The organism is Shivajiella indica (genome assembly GCF_042683085.1).
GTDB classification, from domain to species: Bacteria; Bacteroidota; Bacteroidia; order Cytophagales; family Cyclobacteriaceae; genus Shivajiella; species Shivajiella indica.
Genome location: NZ_JBHUIV010000010.1, coordinates 494175 through 509909 on the forward strand (window position 1 = coordinate 494175; position 15735 = coordinate 509909).

The following is a 15735-nucleotide window of genomic DNA, read 5'->3' on the forward strand; positions in this document are numbered from 1 at the left end:
TTTAGAAAGGAATAAATAGAGTCAGAGATTACTTTATACCATAAAGGGATTTACTGATTTCCTCGTATTTATCACCTTGGTTCCATTTTGGTTTTTCGTTCCAATTAGCAATATTCTCTGCAGCTAAAATATAGGACTTCCAATACTTAACTGCATAATCCAAATCAAAAACATCAACATGATCTCCAGCTTGATGGTAGTATTTTCGGATTTCATCATCAAAGGCTGTAAATCCTAAACTGAAAGTCGGTGAGGGGATACCCTTTCTGGCAAAATTCACATTATCTGAGCGGTCATACAATCCCTGTTCCGGTGCTGGATCTGAAATGGATTTCAAACCAAACTCTGCAGTTGCTTTTTCAATTAAGGGGTCAGCAGAAGTTCTACCTAAACCAACCACAGTTACAATTGAAGTATCATTATATCCGGCATTATCAATATTAAGGTTAAAAATAATCTGATTAAGCGGAACCAAAGGGTTTTCAGCAAAATAAGCACTTCCCAAAAGGCCTTTTTCTTCTGCTGTCCACGCACATAACAATACAGAGCGTTTGGGTGGGTTTTCTGCAAAAAAACGGGCAGCATTGATGACAGCAACCGTTCCCACGGCATTGTCCCTGGCTCCATTATAAATGGAATCACCTTCAGGATTCGGTCTTCCAACCCCTACGTGGTCATAGTGGGCTGACAGCATGATATATTCATTTTTCAAAACAGGATCAGTACCTTCAATGATAGCTACTACATTTTTACCGGTAATTTTTCTGTTTGATTTACCTTGAACATCAAATTCTACAGTTTTAACTGAGCCACTTCCTATAGCATTGATTTGTGTATTATCTAGGTCTTTTAACCAAATGTAGGGGATGCTTTCTTCTCCTGATGTATTATCAATGGTCAATTGGGGTCTATTCAAGAAATTGGCAGCCAAATTCCAAGGTACAGTTGGAACATTATAAATCTCAATCAAGGCAATGGCACCTTTTGCCTTTGCTAAAGCTATTTTTTCCCTTCCTGAAGCAAACAGGTCCGACGGGTTTAAACGATTTGGAGCACCCACATTGGTGACCACTACTTTTCCGTTTACATCCTTATTTTGATAATCAGTCTCAAGACCATAACCCAAGACAATCATTTCATATTTTCCTGAAATTGCACCTCCATCCAATACCAAAAGATCCTCACCCTGACTGAAGTGTTTTTCCCCCAATTTTACCTCTCCTTTTGTTGGAGGAGTTGACAGGCGAAATGGAATATGTTGGTAATATCCCTGAGCACCTTCAATTTCCTTTGCGCCATATTTCCAGAATTGCTCGGCAATATACCTAGAAGCGGCATCTATTTCTGGACGGATGGGATCTCTTCCCATCAATTCATCAGAAGCAAGATAACGGAAATGGGAAATTGTTTCTTTTTCATTAAAGTTGGCCTCAATGGCCTTTTTCCCTCCCTGACCCATCACAGGCATGCAGGAAATAGCAGTGAATAATAGTAGGCTTAATTTAAATTTCTTCATAATCGAACAGTTAAAGTGTCTAAAGTAAAAATAATTCCAGGTAGAGACAATGAAAAAAATTTATAAATGCCAGATATCCTTTTTATATGGTATCAAGCTCAATTAATTCAAGATTGATCCGGCGCATAGTTTCAATAAAATAATCCGGTAAGCCTGCTTTTATTTTAATGGTTTCCTGGCTATGAGGGTGGATAAATTCCAGCTTCCAGGCATGAAGTAACATATACTTTAAACCAAATTGATTTCTAAAAAAATTATTCTGTTTATTATCGCCATGAGCCGTGTCACCAATTATATAATGCCTGGCATGGGCCATATGTCTTCTAATCTGATGCATTCTGCCGGTATGGGGATAAGCCTGAATAAGGGAGTACCTGCTGCTCTTGTATTTTGGAGAAGATGCAAAAGGGATTTCAGTTTTCCCTAAACTCCAATACTCTGTTTTAGCTTCCTGTAAATCCCCGTATAATTTCTTTTTTAAAGGATGGTCAATAAATCCATGTCTTTCCGGCATATACCCTCTAACGATACTCAAGTAAAACTTTTTTACCTGCTCAGTAGGAAATAAGGGCTGCAATTGAGCTGCTGCTTCAGGTGATTTCCCAAAAAGCAGCACTCCTGAGGTGGGGCGGTCAATCCTATGTAAAGGATAAACTTTGCTTCCTAATTGATTACGGAGTATTTGAACAGCTAATAATTCGTTTTCTTCTTTAGCCAGCGAGGTTCTATGAACCAGTACGCCGGAAGGTTTATTGATAGCGATATAGTGATCATCTTCAAAGAGGATGGGAAGTCGTAAATCCAATTTTCAAATTTTATTAAAATATTACTCCTGAACCAATGCACTCATCTTTCTGATACCATGCTACAAACTGACCTGACGCTATTCCTCTTTGGGGTTTTTCAAATATTACGTATAGACCATTTTCTTTCATGATCAAGGTTGCAGGGCTTAGGGTTTGTCTATACCTGATCCTGGCTTGATAAGTTGCCGATTCGTCGGGTAAAAGGGAAAGATCTTTCCTGATCCAATGCACATCTTTGGAGGGTACAAAGAGTCCATACCTATTTAAACCTGGATGATTTTCTCCCAATCCGGTAAAGATAATGTTACTTTTTGTATCGGTATCAATAACAAAAAGAGGTTTCCCGGTTCCCCCTACTTGTAAACCCTTTCTTTGGCCAACGGTAAAGTAATGGGCACCATTATGTTCTCCTATTTTTTTTCCTTGAAGAGGACTGTATTTTAGGGGTAAACAAATATCATCCAGTATTTCCTTTTCCATATCCCGATATTCCATTCCAGCAGGAACCTTTAATTTTTCTGAGTAGATAGGAAGGTTTTCAGGAATGACATAAATATCCCCCTTTTTGGGTTTCAGCTGCTGTTGAAGAAATTCCGGAAGCCTTACTTTTCCAATAAAACAAAGTCCTTGACTGTCTTTTTTATCTGCGGTTACCAGACCCTGGTCTTTGGCAATTTTCCGTACTTCTGATTTTTGCAAATGGCCAATAGGAAACATAGCAATTGAAAGTTGTTCCTGGTTCAATTGGCATAAAAAATAGCTTTGGTCTTTATTGGGATCTGCTCCTGCAAGTAAACGGTAAACTTTTTTACCATTCATTTCGATACTGTCCTTTTGACAATAATGACCGGTAGCTACAAAATCAGCTTTCAGTTTTTTGGCGGCCTTTAAAAAAATATCGAATTTGATTTCTCGGTTACAGAGAATATCGGGATTAGGCGTACGTCCAGCCTTGTATTCTGCAAACATATAGTCTACTATCCTTTCCCTGTATTCTTCGCTGAGATCGATTGCCTGAAATGGAATATTTAACTTTTCTGCAACGAGCATAGCATCAGTACTATCCTCCATCCAAGGACACTCATTAGATATTGTAACCGATTCATCGTGCCAGTTTTTCATAAACATACCGATGACTTCGTATCCCTGTTCTTTTAAAAGATAGGCGGCAACTGATGAATCTACACCGCCGGAGAGTCCCACTACAACTCTTTTTTTATTGTTCATGGTTTTGAAATTGTTCATGGGGTCAAGGCCCATGAGGTTTCACATGGCTAATCAACAAATACTTCTATTGATTAAGTTCGCAAATTTAACAGATCAATCTTTATTTCTCACAAAAATAAGTTTATGCCTGCCACGCTGGCTTTCTCTTTCCTCAATTTCAAAAGCATTAATGGAGCTTATCATCGGGGTCAATTTCTGGAAACCATAGTTTCGGGAATCAAAATTAGGTTGTTTTTTCTGGATAAGATTTCCCACATCCCCCATAAAGGCCCATCCATCATCATCAGCCAAATCCGAAATGGTGTTATGGATCAATCTGATCAATTTGGTATTGATCTTATCTACCTGAGGTCTTTTTCGCTCCTTTCCTTTGATTTCAAGTGGATCCGACTCTTCTTTTTGCAGTATTTCAACATAGATAAACTTATCACATGCCACTATAAAGGGTTCAGGTGTTTTTTTCTCTCCCATTCCCAATACCAACATCCCAGCTTCCCTTAACCTTGTGGCAAGTTTAGTAAAATCACTGTCACTGGATACCAAACAAAATCCATCGACTTTTTCTGAATACAAAATATCCATAGCATCAATGATCATGGCAGAATCTGTGGCATTTTTTCCTGTTGTGTAGCTATATTGTTGGATTGGATTTATCGCATTTTCCAACAATACATTTTTCCATTTCGCCAATTGTGGTTTTGTCCAGTCCCCATAAATTCTTTTGATAGTTGGATTGCCATATTTTGCGATTTCTTCCATCATCTCCTTTATAGGTTGGGAAGGTACATTGTCAGCATCTATCAGTACTGCGATTTTTAAATCTTTTTGCATCTAAAAATTGATTGTTTATTCCAAGGTAAGGATAAAAAGTGGGATTCAAACAAGTTGGGACAACTTGGAAAATCTTTCAAAATTGGTTTGTTTTTAAAATGATGTTAAATATTCCTAACAATTTTTTCAATTTATTTGAAAGTGAAAGTTATTTATTTCTAACTTTGTGTTAGATATATTTAACAAATTTAATTATGAAAAAGGTCATCTTATTATTTGCATTAATTTTAATGGTAATAATTTCCATTGGGTTATGGTTTTATAAACAATCTTCTTTGGAAGCATCAGAAAAAATTGAAATTTTACATTTCGGAATAATAATTTTGGTAATTGCATTTGCGGTTTTTATTGGGATTAAAAGATATTTAAGCTTAAAGAGGGGAGAGCCAGCGGAAGATGAGATGTCAAAAAATATTTTGCAGAGGACAGCTGCAGTTTCCTATTATATTTCTTTGTACTTGTGGGTGTTCATACTTTTCATCAAAGACAGGGTTAATATTGATACCGAACAGTTGATTGGTTCAGGTATTTTGGGAATGGCCATCATTTATGCATCCATAGCTGTTTTTTTGAATTTTAAAGGAATGAAAGGTGATTAATAATATAAAAGAATATAGGGCAAAGCATAATTTGACTCAGGAAGAGCTTGCAAAAAAAGTTAATGTCAGAAGGGAAACAATAGTGTTTTTGGAGAAGAATAAGTACAATCCTTCCCTAAAGTTGGCATTTGACTTGGCCCGGGTTTTTGAGGTAAAAATTGAGGATATTTTCTCCTTTGAGGATGAAAAAAAGTAAGAGGCTTGATTATTTAAAATACTGTTCTTTTTATTTAATTGGGACCTAAAAACTTCTGTATTATTCCCTTCAAATTTTGTAAGTTGCATCACCACAAACATTTCTAAACTTATGAAAAAACTTTTAATTGCCACAGGTGGTGGTGACTGCCCCGGACTTAATGCGGTAATCCGAGGAATTTGTAAAAGAGCAAAAAAATCCAAAGAATGGGAAGTATATGGTAGTAAGGAAGCATTTAACGGGGTTTGGACTGACCCTACCAGAATCATCAAACTGACAGGTAAAAGGACTGCCGGAATCCATGTGCGGGGAGGTACCATTCTTAAAACCACCAATAAAGCAGATCCTTTGCATTATCCGGTTAAGGACAAAGAGGGAAATATAAGGTTTGAGGACCGGACAAAAGAATTGGCAGAAAGGATACTGTCTTTGGGTTTTGATGCGGTGATCAATATAGGAGGAGATGGATCACAGAAAATTTCGAAGGCTTTGTTCAATCATGGTCTTCCTATAGTGGGAGTACCTAAGACCATTGACAATGATCTTGCAGCAACAGATATGACCTTTGGGTTTCAGACCGCTGTTCAGATTGCTACAGACAGTTTTGATAAATTGGTGACCACAGCAGAAAGCCACCATCGGGTAATGATTATGGAAGTGATGGGAAGGGATGCAGGCTGGATTGCTTTGCATACTGCAATTGCAGGGGGTGCAGAGATTTGCCTCATTCCTGAAATTCCTTACAATGTCAATAAGTTGGTAAAAAAGATTGAATCCCGGTATGAAAAAGGAAGGGGTTTTGTAAATATCGTCATTGCTGAAGGAGCCAAGCCATTGAATGGGGATGTGGTGGCAAGGAAAGGAGAAGAAGGATCACGACATGTTAAGTTGGGTGGAGTTGCATTTCAATTGTCTCAGGAACTGAAAGATGCAGGAGTAAAAGCAGAAATCAGGGAAACCATTTTAGGTCATGTCCAAAGGGGAGGAACTCCATCTGCATTTGATAGGGTATTGGCCTCTTTATTTGGGGTAAAAGCTTTTGAAATGGTTTTAAAAGGAGAATTTGGAAAAATGGTTGCATTCAAAAACAACGATTTTATTTCTGTTGACCTGGAAGAAGCCACAAAAGGAAATCATACAGTTGACCCCAAAGGGTATATTGTAAAAGGCGCAAAGGGTTTGGGCATTTCATTCGGAGACTAAGCAATTATCATGAAAAATTCACTCATATTTTTCTTTGACCGTGACTTGAATAAGTTAAAGCAAGAACTAAAAGCTTATAAAAAGGAGGAAAATATTTGGAAGATATCCGGTGAAATCTCCAATTCGGCAGGTACTTTGGCATTACATTTAATCGGTAATCTTAATCATTATATTGGGTCAGAAATGGGTAATTCAGGGTATGTGAGAGATAGGCCCGCAGAATTCTCCAAAAGGAATGTTTCAAGGAATGACCTCTTGAATGATATTGAAGAAACCAGGCAAGTTGTTACGAAAGCACTGCTTCAGTTTCCGGAAGATTGGTTTGATCGAAAATACCCTCTGGAAGAATTTGGTTATCCCATGACCTATGAATATTTTATGGTCCATTTGGTCAGCCACCTGAATTACCATTTGGGACAAGTAAATTATCATAGGAGGCTACTGGATTTAGAATAATTGTTTTATTGCCCATAACCCAACCAAAATGCATTTAAGATTTAAAAAAAGATTTTATTCAGGTCAAGCTTTTTTAATGTTCATCTTCTTTTCATTCCTCTTGGCTTCCTGTCAAAATACTGTCGAAAAAGAGGAAATCAATGCTCCGAATATTGTTTTGATTTTCACTGACGATCAGGGATACAATGATGTCGGGGTATATGGATCTCCTGATATTCTAACCCCAAATTTAGACCAAATGGCAAAAGAAGGGGTCAGGTTTACCAATTTTTATGTGGGACAGGCAGTTTGCTCTGCCTCTCGGGCCGCATTGCTTACCGGTACCTATTCCAATAGATTGGGTATTCATGGTGCATTGGACCATAATAGTAAACATGGATTGAATCCACAGGAAACCACCATTGCAGAGATGCTAAGACCCTTGGGGTACAAAACTGCCATATTTGGGAAATGGCATTTAGGACACCATCCAGATTTTCTTCCCACCAACCAGGGATTTGATGAATTTTTGGGAATTCCCTATTCCAATGATATGTGGCCTAATCATCCTGAAACCAAAAACTACTATCCTCCATTGCCATTATATTCAAATGACCATGTGATTGATACAATTTGGAATGACCAAAGTAATTTGACCACATTGTTTACGGAAAAAGGTGTTGAATTTATCAATAAAAATAAAGAAAATCCTTTTTTCCTTTATTTGCCGCATCCTATGCCCCATGTTCCCCTTTTCGTCTCTGATAAATTTAAAGGAAAATCCGATAGGGGTTTGTACGGAGATGTAATCATGGAAATAGATTGGTCTGTTGGAGAAATATTAAAAGCTTTGAAAAATAACGGACTGGAAGAAAATACCATAGTGATATTCCTTTCTGATAATGGTCCCTGGCTTTCCTATTCAGGTCATTCAGGTTCAGCCTATCCTTTAAGAGAAGGAAAAGGCACCTCTTGGGACGGTGGTGTAAAAGTACCTGCCATCATGAAATGGAAAGGTCATTGGTCAGAAGGTCTGATACAGGAAAATCCAGCCATGAGCATTGATATTCTTCCCACAATCGCCAAAATTACCGGCGCAAAACTTCCGGAAAAATCCATTGATGGTATGGATATTGCCCCGATGTTGAAAAATAAAACCTCCAAATCTCCCCAGGAAGCTTATTTTGTCTATTACAATAGAAATGAACTTCAGGCCATGGTCATGGGTGAATGGAAATTGTATTTTCCCCACCAATACAGAACAATCGCACCCGGACAGGTACCAAGAAGTGATGGATTTCCAATTCAATATACAATGAAAGACCTGCAGGAAATGGAGCTTTACCATATTCCCTCTGATCCATCCGAAACCACAAATGTCATCAATAGTCACCCTGATATTTTGGAGAAAATGATAAATTTGGCAAAAAAAGCAAGGGAAGATATGGGTGATGCTTTAATGAAAATGGATGGGAAAAATATTAGGGAACCTGGTAGGGTAGAGGATTAAATTTTGAATTTTTATTTGGCATTACTTATCACTTTGCCTTTTATTTACGTTTTTAAAGTTAAAGTACCCAAGTATTTTATGTATTTTAGAAAGAAGCTTGTTGTTTTTGTCTTTATCGGACTTGTTTTAATACTGCCTTTGATATCCATTTTAATCTTGTACAAAAACCAAAGGCCATTCACCCAAAAAATAATTGCAAGTTTAAATGAAGATTTTCTTGGGCAGCTCGAAATAAAAGATTCTAATATCGCTGTATTTGCCAATTTTCCCTACATATCTATTGATCTTCAGGACCTGGTCTTTTTTGGGGACAAGTCAAGTAAAAGTGATACCATTTATTTTGTAAAGGATGTCTACCTGGGATTTAGTGTGATGGACCTTCTTTTGGGAAAAAAACAGATCAGATCCATCAAGCTTTCACAAGGTAAATTGGACCTTGAAAAGGATGAAGAGGGCAAACTTAATTTATTGAAATACAAAGGAATATATGAATTATCAGATTCCGGGAAAAACGATGAATTGAACCTTGATTTATCAGATATCCGTCTCAGTTCCATCGAAATTGGTTACAATGATATCACTACACGGACATCCTTAACTACATTTATGGACAAAGCCATAGCAGCCCTTAAAATTAAGGATGACCATATTTTCGTCAATTTGGACAGTGAATTTATTTTAAACCTTTTGTCGGAGAATCAACCTACTTTTTTCTCAAATAAGCATATAGCGCTTGATCTTGATCTTGACTTTGATCCCAATGAATCTTCCCTGAGCATTCAAAATTCTGAACTCATTCTGGAAGAAGCACAATTTTCTCTAACTGGTACAATCGATTTTGATGATGATGTCAATCTGGATATTCAGGTTTCAGGAGAGAAACCTGATTTCTCATTATTGGCCGCATTTTTACCCAATGAAACAGGTAAGGCATTAAAGAGATATAAGAATGAAGGTGAAGTGTATTTTCAGGGAAGTGTTCGTGGTAAAACAGGTAGCGGCCATGTACCTGAAATTTCCATTGAGTTTGGTTGCGATAATGCCTATTTCCTGAACCCTTCCGTGGGCAGAAAAGTGGAAGACTTGAGGTTTGTGGGTTTTTATACCAATGGCCCTGATAGGAGTTTGGAAACCTCAGAATTCCAATTGCTTAATTTCAATGCCAGACCGGAACAGGGAATCTTCAAAGGAAAATTGATAATCAGGGATTTTACCAATCCTTATGTAAATATTAACCTCAATACAGATTTGGATCTTGGCTTTCTCGGGCAATTCTTTGAAATTGAAGGGCTCGAAGGAATCAGTGGGCAGGTGGTAGTGAACATGGAATTTAATGAACTTGTTGATCTAGAAGTTCCTGGGGTAGCTGGGGCCGAAAACAGCATAAAAAGTGAATTGATGGTCAATAACCTAAAATTCACCCTGCCGGATTATCATTTGCCTATTGAAAATGCAAATGCCAAAGCCTCCATGGTAAAAGGTAATCTTTACCTTGAAAAGGTGAGTTTTCAGATAGGTGAATCTGATTTTTATTTTTCAGGAAACATCAATGATTTTCCTGCCATTTTGCATGGGGAGGATAGACCGGTAAAGGCTGATCTAACTTCAGGATCAAAAAAAATCAATTTGGAGGAGTTATTCCAAGGCGATAGTACTTCACTCCAGGAAGTTGTTACTGATTTTGAAATTAAAATGTCATTTGAGTCCAATGGAAATGAATTGAAAAACTTCGTCCATTTGCCAAAAGGGGAATTCTTTATTGAGGATTTTCATGCCAAACTCCAAAACTATCCGCATGCTTTTCATGATTTCCACGCAGATGTACTTATAGGGGACAACGACCTGGCGGTAATTGATTTTACCGGTGAGATTGACAAATCTGATTTCCATTTCTCAGGCAGGCTTGAAAATTACTCCAAATGGTTTCAGGAATATCCATCAGGGAAAAGCAGGTTTGAGTTTGATCTGGTGTCCAAACATTTGGCAGTACATGATTTGTTGACTTATGCAGGGGAAAATTACATTCCAAAAGATTATCAAAATGAAGAAATTAACAATCTTTTTGTCAAGGGATCTCTGGAAATGGTTTACAAGGATAAGTTTCAATCTGCAGACCTATGGTTAAACCATTTGGAAGGAAAATTCCTGCTCCATCCCTTAAAACTGGAAAAATTTAAAGGCCGGTTGCATTATGAGAGTGATTATTTTACCCTTGAAAACTTTGGCGGAAAACTGGGAATATCTGATTTTAATATCCAATTGGGGTATTATCTGGGAGATAAGTCAGTTGGAGAAATTCCCAGAAACCATTTTGTGCTTCAATCAGAAAGATTGGATCTGGATGCATTGATGGGATTTGAGGATTTTGAACAGGACAGCAACCATGCAGAAGCTTTCAATATTTTCCAGATTCCTTTTTCTGAAATGGATTTTTCAGCTCAGATAGGAAAGTTGAATTATCACACTTTTTGGCTGGATAATATAACCCTTAAAGCTAGGACTACAGCGGATCATTATATCTACCTGGATACCCTTGGTCTACAAGCCGCAGAAGGAAAATTGAAGATAAAAGGCTATTTCAATGGGTCTGATCCTAATGAAATTTACTTCCATAGCACTATGTTAGCCGATAAGGTGGATCTGGACAAACTCATGTTTAAATTCGAAAATTTTGGACAGGATTACCTCATCAATGAAAACCTGCATGGTTTGGTGTCTGGCACAATTGAAAGTAAATTTTTGGTTTATCCTGACCTTACACCTATTCTGGAAAAGTCTGAAGCCAATATGAACCTTACGGTTTACGAAGGAAGGTTAGTTAATTTCACCCCACTTCAGGCTATGGGAGACTATTTTAAAGACAAGAATTTGAACAATGTCAGATTCGATACCCTTTCCAATACCTTTGAACTCAAAGAAGGGGTGTTGAATATTCCTAGAATGAATATCAATTCCAGTTTGGGTTTTATTGAATTGTCCGGAAAACAAAGCCTGGATATGAATATGGATTATTTTATCAGGATTCCCCTTGGATTGGTGACGCAGGTTGGATTTCGATCCTTATTTGGAGGAAAAGGTAAAGAAGAAATCGATCCTGATAAAGAAGATGCCATCGTATATAGAGATGAAAACAGAAGGGTAAGATTTGTCAATGTGAATATGCGTGGTACACCTGATGATTATACCATTGGATTGGGTAGGGATAGAGGGTTGAAATGATAAATTACCAATTATCAAAATCCAAGTTTCAAACTCCAAACTCCAAATCTCAAATTCACAGAGTTTTCTTTTCCGATGATGGATCAATTTCCATCTTGACCTGTTAAATCAAGAAACTTTTCATTCTTTGTGTTACCTTGGCGTCTTTGTGGTATATGATTTATTCCACCAAGGCCTCAAAGTACCACAAAGAAATTTTAGAGAATGGATGTTTTTTTTAATTAATAAAATTTTTATATTTGATTGATTTTTAATAGGTTATGAAATAATTAAAAAGGAATTTATGAAATCAAAAATCATCTTCATTTTATTTCTTTGTGCTGGTTTATTCTTCTCGTGCAATCAGGATGAAGGTCCAAAAACCAGTAATGAATATTTCGTAAAATTCAATGTTAACAATGCAAATGTTAATTTTCCCGGAAACCCATCCCAACCCGCAACTTTCTTTTATGATCCAAATGGAGAAGTCTATGCCGGAATAATTCAGGGTTTTGCCCAGGGAAGTAACGGAACCAAAAACGCCATTCAAATCTCCTTTTATAATGAAGAAGAATTTGAAATCAATAAAACCTATGAACTGCAAAACCCTATTCTTTATAATACATCAACAGTCCCTAGGGTATCCATAACCTATTTTGATGCAGAGGGAAAAATATTTAATGCCGTTGTTTTACAACAGGACAACACGGCAATAATGGTAAAAGACAGAGCAAGTATCCGCTTCAAAAACATTGGTAACAGTACTATTGAAGGAACATTTGAAGGACTATTAATGGGACCCTTTGATGTGGCTTCCGGAAGAGGTAATGAGGAAAGACTAATTGCTTCAGGAGAATTCAAATTGCCCTTAATTAAGAATTAATAAATCCTTAAACTTAAGCATAACTGAGGTAAACAAAGTAGCACCCAAAACTCTATTTGGGTACTTCTTTGTTTTACTTATTTGACTTGGTTCGGATTACCCCAGCCAACTGGACCAAGGAATTCTGCTGATAATCAGAATAAGACCAATGGCATACAACATATAGATTGAACGGAATTTTGCCCTGCTTTCAGAGAATTTTTTGGCCCTGGAATAACCGATGGTGATCACCACAATGGCTAAAATATTAATCAGAGGGTGCTCTAAAGCGGTTAATCTTGCAACACTGTCTGACATGGCTCCTCCTCCCTTTAACAAAGAAAAGCCAACCGGACTGACAAAATACAGGATCAATCCCACCAGAAGCTGAACATGGGCAAGAATAAATGCTATCAAAGCGAATTTTCTATCTTTCTCAGTAAACTCCTTGTTGCTTAGGGCACCGACCAGTGCATATATAAAAACAATAAATAAAGCTGCCAGAGCCAGATAGGCCAAACCAGAATGAAGATGCTTTAAACCTGTATACATTTTGTCTATATTTTTTTAAGATTTTACAATTCCACACAAATTGATAGATAAACTTCCAAGTTCCAAATCAAGTTTGAAATTCGATCAAATTATTTATTCCACATATAATACGAGGCCCTTTAAATATTCGGATTCTGTATGGAAAATATTGATGGGATGGTCTCCAGGTTGGGATAAGTAATGTAAAATGCGGACACTTCTTCCTGATTCCATGGCCGCAGCGGTTAGGGTATTGGCAAAAAGAAACTTATCCACCACCTGTGAACAGGAAAAAGTAAACAAAATCCCTCCTGGTTTTATTCTTTTCAGTGCTTCAGCATTCAGTCGCTTATAGGCTTGTACGGCATTGTGTCTTGCCTTGATGTTTTTTGCAAAAGCAGGTGGATCAAGTACGATGATATCAAAATCATTGGCTATTTCGCGGATATATTTTACCACATCGGCCACCACTGATTGATGTATTCCCGGAAAACCTGCATTCAGAGCCACATTTTTTTCGGTAAGTTCAATCGCCTTGACAGAAATATCCACTGAATGTACTTCAGTGGCTCCTGCTTTTAATGCCGCCACAGAAAAGCCTCCTGAGTAACAAAAAGTATTCAATACTTTCTTGCCCCTGCTATACTTTGCCAGCAGGTTCCGGTTTTCCCTCTGATCCACAAAAAAACCTGTTTTCTGTCCTTTCTCCCAATCAATTTCAAAGTGACAACCGTATTCCTTCACCAAGTTAGTTTGGGGGGCGCCAAATAAAACCCTGTTCTCTACACCGGAATTCTTTGGAAGTGTCTCGGCACTTTTGTCGTAAACTGCCTGTAACTTTTCCCTATAAATTTTTTGGAGGGCCATGCTGATTTCTTTTCCTTGTTTGAAAATACCGATATGGTGGGTCTGTATGACCGCAGTTCCATTATAAAAGTCGATGATCAAACCGGGAAGTCCATCTCCCTCACCATGAACCAAACGGTAAACATTCGTTTGGTCATTGTCGGTTAGTCCTAGGTTTTTTCTGACCTGGAAGGCCTGAAGCAGTTTTTTCTCCCAAAATTTAGCATCAATCATTTCTTCTTCAAAACTGAGAATCCTGACCATGATGGAGCCATTTTGGTAATGTCCTATAGCTAAAAAATCGCCTTTTTGGCTGATTACCTGTACCAAATCCCCGTTTTGAAGATTTTCATCTTTCTCGGCAATAGCTCCGGAAAAAATCCAATGATGTTTTCGAAATACTGATATTTCTTTTCCTTTGAGCAGTTTAATTTTTGGATAGGGTATCATGGTTATTGTTTTTAAGCGGGAAAAGGTAGGAGCCCATGATCATGGAAAGTGCACTGACCAATAAGGCTGGTAGGTGAGGGTAGAAAGGTAAATCCATGGAAGAAAAGCCAAGGAAAGCTATCATCCCGAAAACCAGAGACATTAGGGCACCCATTTCCGATGCTTTTTTCCAGTAAAGTCCAGCAGTTAGAGGAACAAACAGGGACACCAACATCAAAATGGAGGCTCCTGCCACCAATTCATAAATATTAGTTTTCCATTGTGCCATAACAGTGGCAATTACAGCAACAGAAATAATATTGAAACGGAGTATCCAAAGGAAATGCTTATCCTTTAGCCGTTTTCCAAAATAGGGCCGGATAAGGTTTTCAGAGATAATCGCTGATGGTGCCAATAAACCCGAACTGGTGGTGCTCATGATCGCTGAAATCAGGGCACCAAAAAACAAGATCTGCACATGCATTCCACTGTGTCTTAAGACCATTTCCGGCAACAGCAATTGATTGTTTTCCAGATAAATTTCCGGATAAAGGTATTTTGCACCTAAGGCAATAAACAAAGGAAGAAGCCCTATGGTCACATAAAAAGCACCTGCCAGATAAGTAGAACGGATGGCTACTCTTTCTGATTTTGCGGACATCACTCTTTGGTAAATGTCCTGGCTTGGAATGCTGCCTAAACCCAATATTATCCAGGCCCCTATATAATTTAACCAGGAAATTGGATTGGATTCAGGGAAAAACTGAAAACTGCCCTCAGGTGCTGATTCCAAAATCGGCATTACCCCACCGGCTTTTTCAGCAACCAGCACTGCTACCCAAATCAATCCAACAACGATCAGGGTAGTCTGAATAAAATCTGTGATCGAAATGGCCCACATACCACCCAAAAAAGTATAGAAAACTACAATGCAGGCACTAATGACAATCCCGGTGGAAATGCTGATGTCTGCTACTGTGGTAAATATTAGGGATAAAGCAACCAATTGGGCAGCCACATATCCGAAATAGGGTGGAATCATAAAGATAGAAGCAAAAAACTCCACCCTTTTCCCAAATAAATTTTTATAAACATCGCCAATGGTCAGGACATTCATTTTGTACATGGGTCTGAGATAAAAAACGCCAAAGAGGATCAAACACATGGCTCCGCCAAAAGGGTCTTCAATAACTCCCTGTAATCCATGTTCCAAATATTCTGAAGATGCTCCGAATATGGTTTCAGAGCCAAACCAGGTAGCAAATAGGGCAGAGGCCGATAAAAAAAGTGGTAACTGCCTGCCCGCCAAAACAAAGTCATTGGAGTTTTTGACCAATTTGGAAGACCAAGCTCCTATGGCTACGGTAATCAGTAAGTATATGATGATTGCTGTAAGGAGCAAATTCTGTAAATTTTAGTTAGTGGTAAGGTTGAAATATAATCGAAATAAGGTGGAAATAAAGTTGAAATATGGTTGAAATAATAAAACACACCATAAATACATACTAGCTTAGAATAACTGTCTGCTAAGACAGAACATAGTTCT

The 15735-nt window shown here is 37.8% G+C and carries 14 protein-coding genes; 7 read left to right on the top strand and 7 right to left on the bottom strand.

Annotation, left to right across the window (positions count from 1 at the left end):
* Nucleotides 1–28 precede the first annotated feature (28 nt).
* The 4 genes from ACFSKV_RS05545 to ACFSKV_RS05560 all read right to left on the bottom strand — a co-directional run bounded on the left by ACFSKV_RS05545 (nt 29) and on the right by ACFSKV_RS05560 (nt 4380).
* Complete coding sequence (locus ACFSKV_RS05545) at nt 29–1516, bottom strand: M28 family peptidase (RefSeq protein ID WP_380800906.1); 1488 nt, start codon at nt 1514–1516, stop codon at nt 29–31.
* Between the two features lie 82 nt (nt 1517–1598).
* On the bottom strand, nt 1599–2321 hold the full coding sequence (locus tag ACFSKV_RS05550; RefSeq protein ID WP_380800907.1) for a pseudouridine synthase: 723 nt from the start codon (nt 2319–2321) through the stop codon (nt 1599–1601).
* Between the two features lie 13 nt (nt 2322–2334).
* Nucleotides 2335–3549 (bottom strand): tRNA 2-thiouridine(34) synthase MnmA, encoded by a 1215-nt coding sequence (gene mnmA, locus ACFSKV_RS05555; protein WP_380800908.1) that lies wholly within the window; start codon nt 3547–3549, stop codon nt 2335–2337.
* 93 nt (nt 3550–3642) lie between these two features.
* The gene (locus tag ACFSKV_RS05560; protein WP_380800909.1) at nt 3643–4380 is read right to left on the bottom strand and encodes an NYN domain-containing protein; all 738 of its coding nucleotides are present in this window, start codon (nt 4378–4380) and stop codon (nt 3643–3645) included.
* Nucleotides 4381–4574: 194 nt separating this feature from the next.
* Here ACFSKV_RS05560 and ACFSKV_RS05565 point away from each other — a divergent pair, with 194 nt between their 5' ends.
* The 7 genes from ACFSKV_RS05565 (at nt 4575) to ACFSKV_RS05595 (ending at nt 12404) form a co-directional block, all read left to right on the top strand.
* Nucleotides 4575–4979 (top strand): hypothetical protein, encoded by a 405-nt coding sequence (locus ACFSKV_RS05565; RefSeq protein WP_380800910.1) that lies wholly within the window; start codon nt 4575–4577, stop codon nt 4977–4979.
* The gene (locus ACFSKV_RS05570) at nt 4972–5175 is read left to right on the top strand and encodes a helix-turn-helix transcriptional regulator (RefSeq protein ID WP_380800911.1); all 204 of its coding nucleotides are present in this window, start codon (nt 4972–4974) and stop codon (nt 5173–5175) included. The genes ACFSKV_RS05565 and ACFSKV_RS05570 overlap by 8 nt, the downstream gene beginning before the upstream one ends.
* Nucleotides 5176–5286: 111 nt before the next feature.
* Nucleotides 5287–6378, top strand: coding sequence for a 6-phosphofructokinase (locus ACFSKV_RS05575; RefSeq protein ID WP_380800912.1), 1092 nt, complete (start codon nt 5287–5289; stop codon nt 6376–6378).
* 9 nt (nt 6379–6387) lie between these two features.
* The gene (locus ACFSKV_RS05580; RefSeq protein WP_380800913.1) at nt 6388–6834 is read left to right on the top strand and encodes a DinB family protein; all 447 of its coding nucleotides are present in this window, start codon (nt 6388–6390) and stop codon (nt 6832–6834) included.
* Nucleotides 6835–6862: 28 nt separating this feature from the next.
* Entirely contained in the window at nt 6863–8323 is a 1461-nt protein-coding gene (locus tag ACFSKV_RS05585; RefSeq protein ID WP_380800914.1) for a sulfatase family protein, read from the top strand.
* Nucleotides 8324–8479: 156 nt separating this feature from the next.
* On the top strand, nt 8480–11542 hold the full coding sequence (locus ACFSKV_RS05590; RefSeq protein ID WP_380800915.1) for an AsmA-like C-terminal region-containing protein: 3063 nt from the start codon (nt 8480–8482) through the stop codon (nt 11540–11542).
* Between the two features lie 283 nt (nt 11543–11825).
* On the top strand, nt 11826–12404 hold the full coding sequence (locus tag ACFSKV_RS05595) for a hypothetical protein (RefSeq protein WP_380800916.1): 579 nt from the start codon (nt 11826–11828) through the stop codon (nt 12402–12404).
* A 96-nt stretch (nt 12405–12500) separates the two neighbouring features.
* Here ACFSKV_RS05595 and ACFSKV_RS05600 read toward each other — a convergent pair whose 3' ends face one another.
* The 3 genes from ACFSKV_RS05600 to ACFSKV_RS05610 form a co-directional block, all read right to left on the bottom strand.
* Nucleotides 12501–12935, bottom strand: a complete 435-nt coding sequence (locus ACFSKV_RS05600) for a hypothetical protein (RefSeq protein WP_380800917.1) — start codon at nt 12933–12935, stop codon at nt 12501–12503.
* 93 nt (nt 12936–13028) lie between these two features.
* A complete protein-coding gene (locus ACFSKV_RS05605; RefSeq protein WP_380800918.1) occupies nt 13029–14210 on the bottom strand; it encodes a class I SAM-dependent rRNA methyltransferase in 1182 nt (393 codons plus the stop codon).
* Nucleotides 14188–15591, bottom strand: coding sequence for a high affinity choline transporter 1 (locus tag ACFSKV_RS05610; RefSeq protein WP_380800919.1), 1404 nt, complete (start codon nt 15589–15591; stop codon nt 14188–14190). Before ACFSKV_RS05610 ends, ACFSKV_RS05605 begins: the two co-directional genes overlap by 23 nt.
* Nucleotides 15592–15735 lie beyond the last annotated feature (144 nt).

Excerpts from the sequence above, each read along its gene's own strand:
- ACFSKV_RS05545 (WP_380800906.1), bottom strand. The coding sequence starts at position 1,516 with ATGAAGAAATTTAAATTAAGCCTACTATTATTCACTGCTATTTCCTGC.
- mnmA (WP_380800908.1), bottom strand. The coding sequence starts at position 3,549 with ATGAACAATAAAAAAAGAGTTGTAGTGGGACTCTCCGGCGGTGTAGAT.
- ACFSKV_RS05560 (WP_380800909.1), bottom strand. The coding sequence starts at position 4,380 with ATGCAAAAAGATTTAAAAATCGCAGTACTGATAGATGCTGACAATGTA.
- ACFSKV_RS05565 (WP_380800910.1), top strand. The coding sequence starts at position 4,575 with ATGAAAAAGGTCATCTTATTATTTGCATTAATTTTAATGGTAATAATT.
- ACFSKV_RS05575 (WP_380800912.1), top strand. The coding sequence starts at position 5,287 with ATGAAAAAACTTTTAATTGCCACAGGTGGTGGTGACTGCCCCGGACTT.
- ACFSKV_RS05580 (WP_380800913.1), top strand. The coding sequence starts at position 6,388 with ATGAAAAATTCACTCATATTTTTCTTTGACCGTGACTTGAATAAGTTA.
- ACFSKV_RS05585 (WP_380800914.1), top strand. The coding sequence starts at position 6,863 with ATGCATTTAAGATTTAAAAAAAGATTTTATTCAGGTCAAGCTTTTTTA.
- ACFSKV_RS05595 (WP_380800916.1), top strand. The coding sequence starts at position 11,826 with ATGAAATCAAAAATCATCTTCATTTTATTTCTTTGTGCTGGTTTATTC.
- ACFSKV_RS05600 (WP_380800917.1), bottom strand. The coding sequence starts at position 12,935 with ATGTATACAGGTTTAAAGCATCTTCATTCTGGTTTGGCCTATCTGGCT.
- ACFSKV_RS05605 (WP_380800918.1), bottom strand. The coding sequence starts at position 14,210 with ATGATACCCTATCCAAAAATTAAACTGCTCAAAGGAAAAGAAATATCA.